Origin of the sequence: Thauera propionica (assembly GCF_002245655.1) — a bacterium.
GTDB classification, from domain to species: domain Bacteria; phylum Pseudomonadota; class Gammaproteobacteria; order Burkholderiales; family Rhodocyclaceae; genus Thauera; species Thauera propionica.
Genome location: NZ_NOIH01000007.1, coordinates 238,684 through 253,297, shown reverse-complemented (window position 1 = coordinate 253,297; position 14,614 = coordinate 238,684). Strand labels below are relative to the sequence as shown.

Sequence of the window (14,614 nt, the reverse complement as noted above, 5' to 3'; positions counted from 1 at the left end):
GGTATCTCCAGAAAGGGTGTTGGTCTTACTTGTTCAGGAGGTAGCGGCTATCGTCGAAGCCCGCTACCCAGTCGGGTCGGTAAACCACCAGCAACGTGACGATGGCGCCGCTGATCCATGCCTCGGAGAAACCGAGAAGCAGGAAAAAGGGCAGGTAGTCGCTGAGCAGGAACTCGGCGCTGTAGGCACCCGCCACGACCATTGCGGCCGAGGCGACCGCGCCTTGCAGCATGACCGTGAGTGCAGCACCGGCAAAACTCGTCACGAAGATGAAGACGAAGAAGTGGGCGGGCAACCATCTCTCGATGCATCGCTGGATGCCGCTCGCGATGGCCACCGGGACCACCGCCATCAGGATGAAGTTGATCGGCCAAGCATCCCATTCGATTGCCCCGTTTAGGGTGACTCCGCTCAGGGCCGCCGCGAGCGCAACCAGGGCGAGCCACGGCCCAAGCGTGAGTGTCGCGGCCATGGCTCCAAGCATGTGGAGGTTGAGACCAGGTTTCACGCCGGCCTTCAGGCTCCACATCAGGGTGAGCCCCACCGCGAACCCCAGTAGCAGGTTGAGCTGGGAGCTCTCCAGAAGTCGCCGCCAGGGGGCGCGGCGCACCGTTTGCCATACGACAGCCAGCGAAAGCGCCAGCATGATGCCGTGCCAGACCGCCGGAAACAGCGAACTCGCAAGGTTCATGTCGGCGCCTCCGCCAGGCCGGTCGCGCGATCAGATCGCCGAGGTCAGTTGCGGAACCACCTCGAACAGATCCCCCACCAGGCCGTAGTCGGCCACCTGGAAGATCGGTGCTTCCGGATCCTTGTTGATCGCCACGATCACCTTGGAGTCCTTCATGCCCGCCAGATGCTGGATCGCGCCGGAGATGCCGATCGCGATGTAGAGCTGCGGCGCGACGATCTTGCCGGTCTGGCCGACCTGGTAGTCGTTGGGCACGTAGCCGGCGTCGACCGCGGCGCGGCTCGCGCCCAGCGCGGCGCCGAGCTTGTCGGCCAGCGGCTCGAGCAGCTGGTGGTAGTTGTCGCCGCTGCCCAGGCCGCGACCACCCGAGACGATGATCTTGGCCGCACCCAGTTCGGGACGGGCACTCTTGGTGATCTCGCGACCGACCAGCGCGGTCACGCCGAGATCGGCCGCTGCCGCCACGGCTTCCACCGGTGCGGCGTTGCCGTCACCGGCGGCGTCAAACGCGGTGGTACGCACCGTGATGAGCTTGATCGCGTCAGCGCTCTTGACCGTGGCCAGCGCGTTGCCGGCATAGATCGGGCGCACGAAGGTGTCGGCGGACTCGACCGCGACGATGTCGCTGATCTGCGCGACGTCGAGCTGCGCGGCCACGCGCGGCAGCATGTTCTTGCCGGCCGAGGTGGCCGGGGCGAGCACATGGCTGTAGCTCGGGGCCAGACCCTTCACCAGCTCGGCGACGTTCTCCGCGGTCTGGGCTTCGTACTGCGGGGCGTCGCACACGAGCACCTTGGCCACGCCTGCGACCTTGGCCGCCGCCTCGGCCGCGGCACCGCAGCCGGCACCGGCCACCAGCACGTGGATGTCGCCACCCAGCTTGCTCGCCGCGGTTACGGTGTTGAGCGTGGCGGCCTTGATCGATTGGTTGTCGTGTTCGGCAATGACGAGAATGGCCATGTTCAGATCACCTTCGCAACGTTCTTGAGTTTGTCGACCAGCTGCGCGACATCGGCCACGCGTTCGCCCGCGCTGCGCTTGGGCGGCTCGGACACCTTGAGCGTGGTCAGGCGCGGCGCCACATCGACGCCCAGATCGGCCGGCTTGACGGTGTCGAGCGGCTTCTTCTTGGCCTTCATGATGTTGGGCAGCGTGGCGTAGCGCGGCTCGTTCAGGCGCAGGTCGGTGGTGACCACCGCGGGCAGCTTCACCGACAGGGTCTCGAGACCGCCGTCGATCTCGCGCGTGACTTGTGCCTTGCCGTCGGCGAGCGCGACCTTGGAGGCGAAGGTGGCCTGCGGCCAGCCCATCAGCGCGGAGAGCATCTGCCCGGTCTGATTGGCGTCGTCGTCGATCGCCTGCTTGCCGGCGATCACCAGGTCGGGCTGTTCCTTGTCGCACACGGCCTTGAGCAGCTTGGCGACGGCCAGCGGCTGCAGTTCGACGTCCGTCTCGACCAGGATACCGCGGTCGGCGCCAATCGCCATCGCCGCGCGCAGCGTTTCCTGGCAGGCGGTGACGCCGCAGCTCACCGCCACGACCTCGGTCGCCACGCCGGCTTCCTTCAGGCGCACGGCTTCTTCCACCGCGATTTCGTCGAAGGGGTTCATGCTCATCTTGACGTTGGCGATGTCCACGCCGCTGCCGTCGGCCTTGACGCGAACCTTGACGTTGTAGTCCACAACGCGTTTGACTGGTACGAGAATCTTCACTCTGCCGCGCTCCTTGTATTGATCGAAGTCTCCTCCGGCGCTTGCGACCGGACCGGATGATTATGGCACTGCTCCTGCCGCAAGACACGCAGGTCCCGCAAGGGACGACGCACGCTTTGCGACAGCATCGACATACGGTAGCGTATGGGGCGGGAATCGTCAATACTACTCCGTATGGAAAACACTCCCAAGAAGACCCGCGTCCAGCTCGATCGTCAGAGCTGGGTGACCGCCGCCGTCGAAGTGCTGGCAGAGGAAGGTATTGCCGGCCTGCGCGTGGAGGTGCTCGCAAAACGCCTCAAGGTGACGAAGGGCAGTTTCTATTGGCACTTCCAGGACCGGCGCGACCTGCTTCTTGCCATCCTGCACCACTGGAAGGACGGCCGGATCCGCGACATCATCAAGCAGACGCGTGCCCAGCCCGGCAAGGAACTGGCCCAGATCTACCACGTGATTGACGTGTATAGCGCCAGCCGCAGCCGGCGCGGCATGATGATCGAGCTGGCGGTGCGCGACTGGGCGCGGCGCGACGCCGAGGCTGCGGCCATCGTGGCCGAGGTGGATGACGTACGTCTGCGGTGCGCGCGCGACCTCTTCCTCGCCTGTGGCGTGCCGATGGAAGAGGCGTCCAGCCGCTGCATGCTGCTTTACGCCTACGTGTTCGGCGTATCGCTGATGATCTACGAGAAGTTCGACAGCGATGTCCTGCGGCTGAAGCGCGACATCGCAGATCTGATTGCCCGTTCGCAGTCGTCCGCGGAAGCGTCCGGCGCCCGCTAGCGTCTCCAACCCAGGACGTCGAGCGCGTTGCGCCCGGTGATCGCGATCACCTCGGCAACGTCGACGCCCCGCAAGGCAGCGAGAATTTCGGCATAGCGCGCAAGATTGGCGGGTTCGTTGCGCCGCCGCTGTGCCCACTCGGGCGGGATGTCCGGCGCGTCCGTTTCGAGCACGATGGCCCCCAGCGGCAACGTGGCGGCCAGTTCGCGGATCCGCGTCGATCCGCTATAGGTCATCGCGCCCCCGAAGCCGAGCTTGAACCCGAGATCGATGAACATCTGGGCCTGCTGACGGCTGCCGTTGAAGGCGTGAGCGATGCCGCCCTTGACGCCGATGCGGCGCAGCTGCTTAAGGATGGGGTCGATCGCCCGCCGAACATGAAGGATCACGGGTAGATCGTGGCGTTTGGCCAGCCTGAGTTGTGCAACGAAGAATTCGAGCTGGCGGGCGTGATCGACGTCCGCAACGAAATGGTCGAGTCCGATCTCGCCCACCGCCACTGCCCTACCCTCGCCAAGCCGGACGTCGAGTTGCTCGAGATCGGCCTCCTGCGCCTGCATCACGTAGAGCGGATGGATGCCAAGGGCAAAGCAAATGTCCTCGTGCGCCGACGCTAGCGCTGCGACCGCGTCGAAGCTCGATCGGTCGACCGCAGGCACGACGAACCCACCGACCCCCGCCCTGCGTGCGCCCTCGATGAGTTGCGGCCGGTCCGCGTCGAATTCGGCCGCATCGAGGTGAATATGAGTATCGATCAGCATGGCGCACGGCGACGAGGTGCAGCCGCTCCGGCTCAACGTCCCTTCCACTCCGGCTTGCGCTTGGCGATGAAGGCGTCGATGCCCTCTGCCGCATCCTCGCACATCGCGTTGCAGGCCATGGTTTCGGCGGCCATCTGGTAGGCCGCATCCATGCCCATCTCGATTTGCTTGTAGAACATCTGCTTGCCCATGCGGATGGCCACCGGTGACTTGGCGACGATCGAGGCGGCGAGCTTCGCGATCTCGGCGTCGAGTTGCTCGAGCGGCACGACGCGATTGATCAGGCCCCGGCGCCTGGCTTCGTGGGCGTCGATGAAATCACCGGTCACCAGCATCTCGAAGGCTTCCTTGCGCCCCATGTTGCGCGACAGGCCTACGCCCGGCGTGGCGCAGAACAGGCCGACATTGATGCCGGACACGGCAAAGCGTGCGACGTCGGACGCGACTGCCAGGTCGCACATCGACACCAGCTGGCAGCCCGCCGCGGTGGCGATGCCGTGCACCCGGGCGATGACGGGTTGTGGCAGCTCGGTGAGCTTCATCATGAACTTGCCGCACAGGCGGAACAGACGCTGCTGGAAGTCGTGCGTGTGGTTGGCACGCATTTCCTTCAGGTCGTGCCCGGCGCAGAACGCCTTGCCCTCACCCGCCAGCACCACGACGCGCACGCTGTCGTCGCGCGCAATCTCGTCCACGGCCGCGATCAGGGCCTCCAGCATCTCGAAGGACAGGGAGTTGAACTGGTTCGGGCGATTCAGCGTCAGCGTCGCGACGCCGTCGTGGTCATGACGCAGCAGCATGGAATCGGTGTTGGGAACGGGCACGGCGCTCATTGGGATCTCCTCCGGTTGTCAGGTCTCGGGTGCTGTGGTTTGTTTACGTTAACGTAAACGTCGACTGATGGTACCCGGCGACGCTTCGAGTCGCCAAGCCCACTGCATCGGCGAACATGGGCTGAGATGCGAAGTTGGTCTGCCGCTACGCCCAAGGCGGACGATCCGTGGCGCCCTCCGCCTCAGTCGACGTTCAGGCGCCGCAACGCCCGCGGCCATTCAAGCCCTCGCCCGGCTCCTGGTCAAGTTCGGTGATCCATTCGGCTACCTTCGAGGCAAGCAGTTCGCTGGCCCGGCGGAACCCGGCAACGCCGCCCGCCGCATCGGCCGTCGGCGCGGCTTCGACGATATGGAACTCGCGGTGCGCGACTGGCACATCGCTGCGCGGCGGGAACAGCCCGATACGGGCAAGGAGTTCGACCCGGCTCTGCTCGGGATTCGGGAACACCTGCACGAATTCGTCCAGTTCGACCTGCAAGCGGCAACGCAGGCCGCCGGTGCCAGTGCCGAGACTGCGTTCGAGTACGAGCGCGAGCATCTCGGCCGGCTGCGAAGCCCAGCGGCTTTCGGCGTAAGCCCGCCGCCGGTCGGGATCCTGCCACAGCAGGCGGTATTGCATGGCGCTGAGTGCGAGCCAGGGGCGCGTGTTCACCTCGACCCGGCTCGGTGCGAGGGCGGACGGCAGGATGCGCGCGTTGTCTGCGCCAAGATCATAGAACGCCATTGGCGGCGGTTTGATCTGCAGGCCGCCGCAACCGGCGAGCAACTGGACTGAAGCGATACCGGCAAGGAGGTAGCGGAAACCCCGCGAGAACTGGATGCGCATTCCGGATGCTCTTTCTGCTTGTGCTTTCATTACCGCCCTTCGACGAAACCCGTCTCGCCCGGGCCAGGCTCCCGCACTGCGCGCCCCGTCAACAACATCTGCGGCGTGGACTCGACCTCCTCGATTAGCCTGCCCACGCGGCGCGAGGTTGAGGTCAGGTCGCGCAGCAGCTCGTTGAGCCGCGGCAAGGCGTCTTCGAGCAGGCCATCGCTGGCGGTCATTGCAGCCTGGTCGAAGCGGTCGGCCATGTCGTCCAGTCTGGCCAGCAGCGCACGCAGTTCCTGCAGCGCCGGTTTGGCTTCGGCGGTGCTCTGTTCGATGTTGGCCAGCGCGGCGGACAGACGCGTGACGTTGTCGGGTGTGAATACGCTGCGGATCGCTTCGAGCGTCCGCGGTGCTTCGGCGAAGCTGCGATCCATGCCCTCGGCCGCGGCCTCGAGCCGCACCAGGGTCTGTTTCAGCCGTGTTGCACTGTCGTCGTCGAATACCGCGGACATCCGTTCGCTGAGCAGGCGGAACTGATCCACCGCGGCCAGCGCGCGGTCGCCGATCTGGCTGAGGAGCCCGGGCTCAAGCGGTATGCGCGGCGATTCGCCGTTCTCGCCGACGAGCGGGGTCGGGTCTGTTCCCCGGTCGTCGAGCTGAACATAGGCGAGACCGGTCACGCCAAGGGTGCCCAGCGTCGCCCGTGTGCCGCGCGTCAGTGGCACGTCAGCCGCCACTCGGACGCGGACGAGGATGTTGCCGCTGTCCTCGGGGTCAATACGGATCTCCTTCACCGTGCCCACCGCAAGGCCGCGGAAGCGCACGCGTGCCTGCGGGCCCAGGCCGTTGATGTCCTCGCGAGCGACCAGAACGACCTCCTTTGCCGTCTCGCGATCCTGCGAGAACCACCACAGGGCGATGAGGACCCCCGTGCCGAGCAGTAGCGCAAAAAGACCAGCCGCCAAGGCGTGCGCCCGATTTTCCATGTCAGGACTCTCCGTTGGCGCGGGCCAGGGCCCGGCGTCCATGTTCGCCGTGGAAGAATCGCTCGATGAACGGGTGTTTCACGTGCAGCGTCTCCTGCAGTGGTGCGTAACTGACAATGCGCCGGTCGGCCAGCACCGCCACGCGGGTGGCCATTGCCGCCAGGGTGTCGAGGTCGTGCGTGACGAGGACAACCGTCAGCCCGAGCTCCTGCCTGAGCGCCAGGATCAGGCGCACGAAGCTCGCACTGCGATCCGGGTCCAGCCCCGCAGTCGGCTCGTCGAGCAGCAACAGCTCCGGCTCCAGCGCAAGCGCCCGGGCCAGCGCCGCCCGCTTGATCATGCCGCCCGACAGCTCCGCCGGCATCATCAAGGCGTTCTCCGGTTCCATCTCGACCATCGCCAGCTTGAGTGCGACGAGGGCGTCGAGCTCCTCGTGTCGGGCAATGCCCAGCTCCTTCAGCGGGAAAGCGATATTCTCGCCCACGGTCAGCGCCGAGAACAGGGCCCCCTGCTGGAACAGGACGCCGTAGCGACGCTGGCGCGCGATGCGCGCGTTCACCGAGCCTTCGTCGAGCCGCTCGCCAAAAAGCCGGACCTCACCGCCTTGCGGTTGCGTCAGGCCGATGATGTGGCGCAGCAGCGTGGTCTTGCCGCTACCCGAACCGCCGACCAGTGCGACGATCTCGCCGCGTTCGACCTCGAGGTCGAGGCCGTCGTGCACGACGTTCCGCCCGAAGCGCGTGACCACGCCGCGCAGGGAGACGATGGTGTCGGCGCCCGCACTCATCGGCGTCACCCCGGTATCCCGATCGAGCGCGTGGCGATGGCGAACACCGCATCGGCGAGGATCACGACGGTGATCGCCGACACCACGGAAGCTGTCGTGTGGGTGGACAGGCTCTCGGTATTGGGCTGCACGCGCAGCCCGAAGTGGCAGGCAATCAGCGCGATCAGCAGGCCGAACACCGCCCCCTTGGCGAGGCCGATGTAGAGGTTCGCAATCGGCACCGCATCCGGCAGCGCAGTGACGAAGAAATGGAAGGAGATGTCGAGTTCGATCAGCGCCGAGACCCAGCCGCCGATGAGCGCCACGCTCGAGGTCCACAACACCAGCAAGGGCATCGCCAGCGTCAGTGCGATCACCTTCGGCAGCACCAGCCGCAGAGAACGCGACACCCCCATCGCGGCCAGTGCGTCGATCTCCTCGGTCACGCGCATGACCCCGAGCTGCGCAGTCATGGCCGACCCCGAGCGACCCGCGACCAGCACTGACACGAGCACCGGCCCTAGCTCACGGATGATGCCCAGACCGAGGATATTCACGATGAAGGCGTCGGCACCGAAGATCTTAAGCTGCAAGGCCGACAGGTAGGACAGCACCACGCCGATCAGGAAACCGACCAGTGCGGTCACCGGCATGGCCTTGACGCCCACCTTGAAGACGTTGGCGGAGATTTCCAGTAGCGGCCATTCGCGCGGATTGCGCAGCAGATAGACGAGGTCGAGTCCGAGCCGGCCCAGCAATGCGACGAAGCTGAGCAGGTGCTCGACAAAGGCGATCAGTGCGCCACCGAGCGTCGCGATGGCATCGGCAACGGTAAACCGCGGCGCTGCGGGGATGGGGTGCTCCGCGCTGAGGGCAATGCGCTCGATGACCGCGCGGTGCGCCGGATCGAGCACCAGCCGCTCGGGCCAGCGGCCCTTCCATGCCCGCCACAGCAGGGTGGCGCCGAAGCTGTCCAGCCGTCCCAACCCACTCAGATTCCAGGCGAAGTTTGCCGGAACGAGGGCAAGTCCCTGGCGAACCTCGGCGATGACCGTCATTAGCGTGCGTATCGTCCAGTCACCGATGACCCGCGCCTCGAGCCGCTCTGGCGCGAGTTCGACCCGGGCGGCGGCGGGCTGACCCCTGCTCACGGGCGTTCAGGCTGCTGCGTTGCGCCCGCCGAGGGAGCGGATGTAGAGCCCGCGCCCAAGCGCCATCCACTGGCGCTGCTCCTCGTCGAGCGCCGCGGCCGTCAGCGGCAGCTTCTGCAGCCAGCCTGCCGCGGTGTTGACGCTGAAGCCGCGCCCTTCGCGCTGCATCGTGATCGGCGGCACGCCGCGGGCGTCGCGGGCGCGGTGGATCACCACCGCCAGGCGCAGACAGGCGATCAGCAGCCAATCCACACTGCCCGGGTCGATCGAGGCGACGCGTTCGAGCTTGCCGCGATGTGACAGCACCAGCCGCGACAACCGGCCTTGGTCCATCCGGGAGAAGCCCGGCATGTCGGCGTTGGCCACGATGTAGGCGCTGTGCTTGTGGTAGCTGGAATGTGCGACCGAAATGCCGATCTCGTGCAGCAGTGCAGCCCAGCGCAGGAAGCGGCGGTCCGGATGTTCGGGGTCGGCCATCGCCGGCTCGAGCTGTTCGAGCAAGTAGCAGGCGGTGTCGGCCACCTGCTGCGCTTGACGCAGGTCTACGTTGTAGCGGCGCACGAACGCGCTTACGGTCGCGTCGCGCAGATCATGGTGGTGGTAGCGCCCCAGCAGGTCGTAGAGCACGCCCAGACGCAGCGCGCCCTCGGAGAACACCATGCGCTCGATGTCGAATTCCTTGAAGATCGCGCTCATGATGGCGAAGCCACCGAGGATGACCGGCAGGCGGTCGCCCTTCAGGCCCGCCAGGTCGAGCGCATCGATGCGTCCCGCACGCAACAGCTCGGCCCGGAAGCGCTCGAGTCCGTCACGCGTGATGCCCGAATGCGAGAAGCCGTTCTGTTCGAGGATCTCGGTCAGCGCCTTGGCCGAACCGCTGGAACCCACCGCCTCTTCCCAGCCGACCTCGCGGTAGGCGCCGACGATGGTCTGCAACTCGCGGCGTGCGGCGAGTTCGGCATCCTTCAGGCTGCGCTTGTCCACCTTGCCCTCGGGGAAGAAGCGCAGACTGTAGCCGACGCAGCCCATGTAGCGCGATTCGAGCAGGATGGGCTCGAAGCTCTTGCCGATGACGAATTCAGTGGAACCGCCGCCGATATCGACCACCAGCTGTTGCTTGTGCGGATCGGGCAAGGTGTGGGCGACGCCGACATAAATCAGGCGCGCTTCCTCACGCCCGGCGATCACCTCGATCGGGAAACCCAGCGCGGCCTCGGCGCGGATCAGGAACTCGGGGGCGTTCTTTGCCACACGCAGAGTGTTGGTCGCCACGGCGCGCACCGCGCCGGCATCGAAGTCGTGGAGTCGCTCGTGAAAACGCTGCAGGGCGGTCACGCCGCGCTGTTGCGACTCGAGGTCGAGCTTCTTCTCAGGAGAAAGGCCGGCGGCGAGCCGCACCGATTCCTTGAGCCCGTCGAGCGGGTAGATCTGATCATTGACGATGCGTCCGACCTGCAGCCGAAAACTGTTTGAACCCAGGTCAACTGCAGCAATCAGATTTCGCATCATCGAAGGGAGGCCATTGGGGCGGTACGCTGAAGCCGCGGATTCTATCACTCCCGTTTCGATGCGCCGCAGCACCAGATAATTGCTGCCAATGAATCAGCGCGCGGCGGGCATGCGCGCTTACCGCCGTCATCAAGTTGAAACGAATCTGTCACATAATCGCGAAGACTCATCCACCGCGCCGAAGAGCCCTCATGTACGCACCGAAGAACGATCGCAACTACCCAACGGATCACTTCATCAACCGCGAACTTTCGCTGCTGCAGTTCCAGCGCCGGGTGCTGGCGCAGGCGGCAGATCCGACCGTACCCCTCCTCGAGCGCCTGCGATTCCTGTGCATCGTATCGAGCAACCTCGACGAGTTCTTCGAAGTGCGCGTTTCGGGCATCAAGGAGCAGATTCGCCTCGGCAGCCGCAAACCTGGCAACGATGGCATTTCGCCGCGCGACCTGCTGGAAAAGGTCAGTGACGAAGTGCACGAGATCATCTCGGAGCAATACACGCTGCTCAACGAGGATATCCTGCCCGCGCTCGAACAGGAGGGTGTGGTGTTCCTTCGTCGCAGCCTGTGGACGGAGACGCAACTGCGCTGGATTCGCGACTACTTCATGCGCGAGGTCATGCCGGTGCTGACCCCCATCGGACTCGATCCGGCGCACCCCTTCCCACGCGTACTCAACAAGTCGCTCAACTTCGCCGTCGAGCTCGATGGCCGCGATGCCTTCGGTCGCGACTCCGGCGCCGCCATCGTGCAGGCGCCGCGCGCCCTGCCCCGCGTCATCCGCCTGCCGCGCGAGATCTGCGAGCAGGAATACACCTTCGTCTTCCTTTCGTCGGTGCTGCACGCACATGTACATGAACTGTTCTCGGGCATGACGGTGCTGGGCTGCTACCAGTTCCGCGTCACGCGCAACTCCGACCTGTTCGTCGACGAGGAAGAGGTAAAGGACCTGCGCGCCTCGCTGAAGGGCGAACTGCAGCAGCGCCACTTCGGTGACGCCGTACGCCTCGAGGTCGCCGACAACTGCTCGGACGAGATGGCGAACTTCCTGCTGCAGCACTTTCATCTGGAGCAGGATGACTTGTACCGCACGCCGGGCATCGTAAACCTGGTCCGGCTGATGCAGGTGCCCGACTGGGTCGAGCGTCCGGAACTGAAATATTCTCCCTTCGTGCCGGGCGTGCCGAAGGCGCTCGACAAGCGGCGGCAGATCTTCGCCGCGCTGCGCAGCACCGACGTGCTGCTGCATCACCCGTTCCAGAGCTTTGCACCGGTCATCGACCTGCTGCGCGCCGCGGCGGACGATCCGCAGGTGCTGGCCATCAAGATGACGGTGTATCGCACTGGCACCGACTCGGTGCTGATGGAGCATCTGGTGCGTGCGGCACAGAAGGGCAAGGAAGTCACGGTGGTGCTCGAACTGATGGCCCGCTTCGATGAAGAGGCGAACATCACCTGGGCGAACCGCCTCGAGGAAGTGGGTGCGCACGTCGTCTATGGCGTGTTCGGCTACAAGACGCATGCCAAGCTGCTGATGGTGGTGCGGCGCGAGGAAAAGGGCCTGCGCCACTATGTGCATCTGGGTACTGGCAACTACCACCCGCGCACCACGCGTTTCTATACCGATTTCGGCCTGCTCACCGCCAACGAGGAGATCGGCGAGGATGTCGCCACCGTGTTCAAGCAGCTCACCGGGCTCGGCACGGCAAGCGAACTGCGCCACTTGTGGCAGGCCCCCTTCACCCTGCAGCCCAAGGTGGTCGAGGCCATCAAGCGTGAAACCGAGATTGCCCGTGAGGGTCGTCGCGGCCGCATCATTGCCAAGATGAATGCGCTGCTCGAACCCGAGACCATCGAGGCGCTGTATGAAGCCTCGCAGGCCGGCGTCGAGATCGATCTGATCGTGCGCGGACCCTGCGCGCTCCGGCCGGGTGTACCGGGCCTTTCGGACAACATCCGCGTGCGCTCGGTGATCGGCCGCTTCCTCGAGCACCACCGCATCTTCCACTTCCACGCCGACGGCGATGACGTGATGTTCCTGTCGAGTGCCGACTGGATGGACCGCAACTTCTTCCGTCGCATCGAGATCGCCTTCCCGGTGCTCGACCCGCGCCTGAAGCGGCGCGTCATGAAGGAAGGTCTGCGTCCCTACCTGGGCGACAACTGTCAGGCCTGGGAGATGCAGTCGGACGGGAGCTACAAGCGCAAGAATCCGCGCGGCATCCGCCGTGCCGCACAGCTGATCCTGCTGCAGGAACTCGCCGCCAGCAGCTGAGTTACACAGCGGCGGCACGGGTTGAAAACGATCGGGGGCTGCGCCGGCATGGCGCAGCCCCCGATTTCATTGAGGACGCAGAGGCTTACTTGCGCTGTGCGTCGATGACGCCCGACACCTCGCGGATCAGCGTGATGGCGCGCTGCACCTGCTTGATGCCGCCGACTTCCATCGTGAAGCGCATGTAGGCCGTGCCCTTCTTGGTCAGCGTGTTCACCGCGATCACGTTCAGCTTCTCGCGCGACAGCACTTCCGAGATGTCACGCAGCAGACCCTGGCGGTCCATGGCCTGAACCGTGATGTCCACCTGGTAGAGCGCGCCCTTGGTATCGGTCGCCTTGTCGCCCCATTCGGCGGAGATCACCCGTTCCGGGTGCTTCAGCGCCAGCAACTGGAAGTCGTGGCAATCGACGCGGTGGATCGATATGCCCCGCCCGCGGGTGACGAAACCCTCGATTGCGTCCGGTGGTGCCGGTTTGCAGCAGCGTGACAAGGAGGTCATCAGCTTGCCGACACCGACGATCAGGATCTTGTCCGAGTTGTCGCCCGAGCGACTGCGGCTGACGACGAAATCGGGCTCGGCCGGCGTGTCGGACTCGGGCGCGCTGCCCTCGCGCAGGGCAACCTGCACCGAGCGCGGCCCCACTTCGCCACGGCCTGCCGCCAGGTAGAGCGCCTCGGCGTTCTTGAAGCCCAGGCGCTCGGCCAGGCCGTCGATGTTGGCCTGGGCATGGCCGTCGCGCTGCATCTCCTTGGTGACGAAGGTTCTGCCTCGCGCTAGCAACTCTTCCTCGTCGAGTTGGGCGAAATACTGTTTGATCTTCGAGCGCGCGCGCGAGGTCGCAACGTAGCCCTGGCGTACGTCCAGCCAGTCGCGCGAGGGGCCGCCCTCCTTCACCGTTGTGATCTCGACCGTCTGGCCGTTTTCCAGCGGCGTGTTGAGCGGCACAAGGTGGCCATCGACCTTCGCGCCGCGGCAGCGGTGGCCCAGGTCGGTATGCAGGCGGTAGGCGAAGTCCACCGGCGTGGCGCCGCGTGGCAGGTCGACCACCTTGCCTTGCGGCGTCAGCACGTAGAGCGTGTCGTCGAGCGAGGCGCGCTTGTACTGCTCCATCCACTGCGCGGAGTCCGTCACCTCGTCGCGCCAGGAAAGCAGGTTGCGCAGCAGCGCGATCTTCTCGTCGTAGTCGGAACCGGACTGCGTTCCTTCCTTGTAGCGCCAATGGGCGGCTACGCCCAGTTCGGCATGCTTGTGCATGTCGAAGGTGCGGATCTGCACCTCCAGCGCGCGGCCGTCTCCCGCCAGCACCGCGGTGTGCAGCGACTGGTAGTTGTTGCCCTTGGGCTTGGTGATGTAGTCGTCGAACTCCTTGGCGATCGGCTGCCAGATCTGGTGCACGAAGCCCAGCACGGTGTAGCAATCCTTCACCTCGTCGACCAGTACCCGCAGCGCGCGGATATCGAACACCTGCGAGAAATCGAGCCGCTTCTTCCGCATCTTGTTGTAGATGCTGTAGATGTGCTTGGCGCGGCCGGTGATCTCGGCCTTGATGCCGACTGCCGCAAGTTCGCTGCGCAGGCGCTCGATGGCGTCCTGGATGAACTGCTCGCGCTCGATGCGGCGCTCGTCGAGCATCTTGGCGATGCGCTTGTAGGTCTCGGGTTCGATGAAGCGGAAGGAGAGATCTTCCAGTTCCCACTTGAGCTGCCACACGCCCAGCCGGTTGGCGAGCGGCGCGTAGATGTCGAGGCTCTCGCGCGCCACATCGACGCGCGCGTCGCCCGGCAGATCGGTGTAGAAGCGCAGAGTCTGCGTGCGCGAGGCTAGCCGGACCAGGACGACGCGGATGTCCTCGACCATCGCCAGCAGCATCTTGCGCAGGACTTCGGTCTGCGCACGGATCTCCGGCGCCGTGGTGGTCGCCGTCATGCGCGTGAGCACGCGCAACCCGTTGAGCTTGTGCAGCCCGCGCACGAGCACGGCGATGTCCTCGCCGAAGCGCGACTTCAGTTCCTCGGCCGGGTCATCGAGCTCGTCCCATACGGCGAACAGCAGCGCGGCGATCCGCGTCTCCGCATCGAGGCGCAGCGACGCCGCGATCAGGGCGGTGCCGATGGCGTGCGTCCAGATGGGCTCGCCCGTGCCGAGCACCTTGTTGTCGTAGAGCTCGGCGATCCATTCGAGCGCGGACTCGACCTGGCCGCGTTCGGTCTCGGTGAGGCCGGCGGCAAGCAGGTCGATCGGGGGGGCGGTGTCGCCCTGAGAGATGGCATGAGTGACGGAGACCATGGGGGCGAATTATTCCATACGGTGAAGGCTTCTGGCCGTGCCATCCGACCG

The 14,614-nt window shown here is 65.5% G+C and carries 13 protein-coding genes; 2 read left to right on the top strand and 11 right to left on the bottom strand.

All coding sequences use genetic code 11. The features are described from left to right. Nucleotides 1-25: 25 nt before the first annotated feature. Genes CGK74_RS07110 through CGK74_RS07100 form a run of 3 tightly spaced genes read right to left on the bottom strand, consistent with a single transcriptional unit; the run spans nt 26 to nt 2,403 of the window. Nucleotides 26-691: an energy-coupling factor ABC transporter permease gene (locus CGK74_RS07110; protein WP_094267787.1), complete on the bottom strand. Its 666-nt coding sequence runs from the start codon at nt 689-691 to the stop codon at nt 26-28. A 30-nt stretch (nt 692-721) separates the two neighbouring features. After that, complete coding sequence (locus CGK74_RS07105) at nt 722-1,651, bottom strand: electron transfer flavoprotein subunit alpha/FixB family protein (RefSeq protein ID WP_094267786.1); 930 nt, start codon at nt 1,649-1,651, stop codon at nt 722-724. Between the two features lie 2 nt (nt 1,652-1,653). After that, on the bottom strand, nt 1,654-2,403 hold the full coding sequence (locus tag CGK74_RS07100; protein WP_094267785.1) for an electron transfer flavoprotein subunit beta/FixA family protein: 750 nt from the start codon (nt 2,401-2,403) through the stop codon (nt 1,654-1,656). 174 nt (nt 2,404-2,577) lie between these two features. Here CGK74_RS07100 and CGK74_RS07095 point away from each other — a divergent pair, with 174 nt between their 5' ends. After that, nucleotides 2,578-3,183, top strand: a complete 606-nt coding sequence (locus tag CGK74_RS07095) for a TetR/AcrR family transcriptional regulator (protein ID WP_094267784.1) — start codon at nt 2,578-2,580, stop codon at nt 3,181-3,183. Here the strand turns inward: CGK74_RS07095 and CGK74_RS07090 are convergent. The 7 genes from CGK74_RS07090 to ppx all read right to left on the bottom strand — a co-directional run bounded on the left by CGK74_RS07090 (nt 3,180) and on the right by ppx (nt 10,000). Continuing rightward, nucleotides 3,180-3,944 (bottom strand): TatD family hydrolase, encoded by a 765-nt coding sequence (locus CGK74_RS07090; protein WP_094267783.1) that lies wholly within the window; start codon nt 3,942-3,944, stop codon nt 3,180-3,182. The two genes, CGK74_RS07095 and CGK74_RS07090, sit on opposite strands and share 4 nt — an antisense overlap. A gap of 32 nt (nt 3,945-3,976) precedes the next feature. Continuing rightward, nucleotides 3,977-4,777, bottom strand: a complete 801-nt coding sequence (locus tag CGK74_RS07085; RefSeq protein WP_094267782.1) for an enoyl-CoA hydratase — start codon at nt 4,775-4,777, stop codon at nt 3,977-3,979. 193 nt (nt 4,778-4,970) lie between these two features. After that, nucleotides 4,971-5,603: an ABC-type transport auxiliary lipoprotein family protein gene (locus CGK74_RS07080; RefSeq protein ID WP_165770052.1), complete on the bottom strand. Its 633-nt coding sequence runs from the start codon at nt 5,601-5,603 to the stop codon at nt 4,971-4,973. Nucleotides 5,604-5,632: 29 nt separating this feature from the next. Beyond that, nucleotides 5,633-6,574 (bottom strand): MlaD family protein, encoded by a 942-nt coding sequence (locus tag CGK74_RS07075; RefSeq protein ID WP_094267966.1) that lies wholly within the window; start codon nt 6,572-6,574, stop codon nt 5,633-5,635. A 1-nt stretch (nt 6,575) separates the two neighbouring features. Next, a complete protein-coding gene (locus CGK74_RS07070; RefSeq protein WP_094267780.1) occupies nt 6,576-7,361 on the bottom strand; it encodes an ABC transporter ATP-binding protein in 786 nt (261 codons plus the stop codon). Nucleotides 7,362-7,366: 5 nt separating this feature from the next. Next, a complete protein-coding gene (locus CGK74_RS07065) occupies nt 7,367-8,491 on the bottom strand; it encodes an MlaE family ABC transporter permease (protein ID WP_240498650.1) in 1,125 nt (374 codons plus the stop codon). Nucleotides 8,492-8,497: 6 nt separating this feature from the next. Beyond that, complete coding sequence (gene ppx / locus CGK74_RS07060) at nt 8,498-10,000, bottom strand: exopolyphosphatase (protein ID WP_094267778.1); 1,503 nt, start codon at nt 9,998-10,000, stop codon at nt 8,498-8,500. Between the two features lie 191 nt (nt 10,001-10,191). Here ppx and ppk1 point away from each other — a divergent pair, with 191 nt between their 5' ends. Then, entirely contained in the window at nt 10,192-12,273 is a 2,082-nt protein-coding gene (ppk1, locus tag CGK74_RS07055; protein WP_094267777.1) for a polyphosphate kinase 1, read from the top strand. A gap of 85 nt (nt 12,274-12,358) precedes the next feature. Here the strand turns inward: ppk1 and CGK74_RS07050 are convergent, their stop codons facing one another. Then, nucleotides 12,359-14,563 carry a RelA/SpoT family protein gene (locus tag CGK74_RS07050; RefSeq protein ID WP_094267776.1) on the bottom strand — a complete coding sequence of 735 codons (2,205 nt, stop codon included), beginning with the start codon at nt 14,561-14,563 and terminating at the stop codon, nt 12,359-12,361. Nucleotides 14,564-14,614: the final 51 nt, after the last annotated feature.

Coding starts and splice junctions, on each gene's coding strand:
- CGK74_RS07110 (WP_094267787.1), bottom strand. CDS start 691: ATGAACCTTGCGAGTTCGCTGTTTCCGGCGGTCTGGCACGGCATCATG.
- CGK74_RS07050 (WP_094267776.1), bottom strand. CDS start 14,563: ATGGTCTCCGTCACTCATGCCATCTCTCAGGGCGACACCGCCCCCCCG.
- CGK74_RS07090 (WP_094267783.1), bottom strand. CDS start 3,944: ATGCTGATCGATACTCATATTCACCTCGATGCGGCCGAATTCGACGCG.
- CGK74_RS07070 (WP_094267780.1), bottom strand. CDS start 7,361: ATGAGTGCGGGCGCCGACACCATCGTCTCCCTGCGCGGCGTGGTCACG.
- CGK74_RS07080 (WP_165770052.1), bottom strand. CDS start 5,603: ATGCGCATCCAGTTCTCGCGGGGTTTCCGCTACCTCCTTGCCGGTATC.
- ppk1 (WP_094267777.1), top strand. CDS start 10,192: ATGTACGCACCGAAGAACGATCGCAACTACCCAACGGATCACTTCATC.
- ppx (WP_094267778.1), bottom strand. CDS start 10,000: ATGATGCGAAATCTGATTGCTGCAGTTGACCTGGGTTCAAACAGTTTT.
- CGK74_RS07085 (WP_094267782.1), bottom strand. CDS start 4,777: ATGAGCGCCGTGCCCGTTCCCAACACCGATTCCATGCTGCTGCGTCAT.
- CGK74_RS07095 (WP_094267784.1), top strand. CDS start 2,578: ATGGAAAACACTCCCAAGAAGACCCGCGTCCAGCTCGATCGTCAGAGC.
- CGK74_RS07105 (WP_094267786.1), bottom strand. CDS start 1,651: ATGGCCATTCTCGTCATTGCCGAACACGACAACCAATCGATCAAGGCC.
- CGK74_RS07075 (WP_094267966.1), bottom strand. CDS start 6,574: ATGGAAAATCGGGCGCACGCCTTGGCGGCTGGTCTTTTTGCGCTACTG.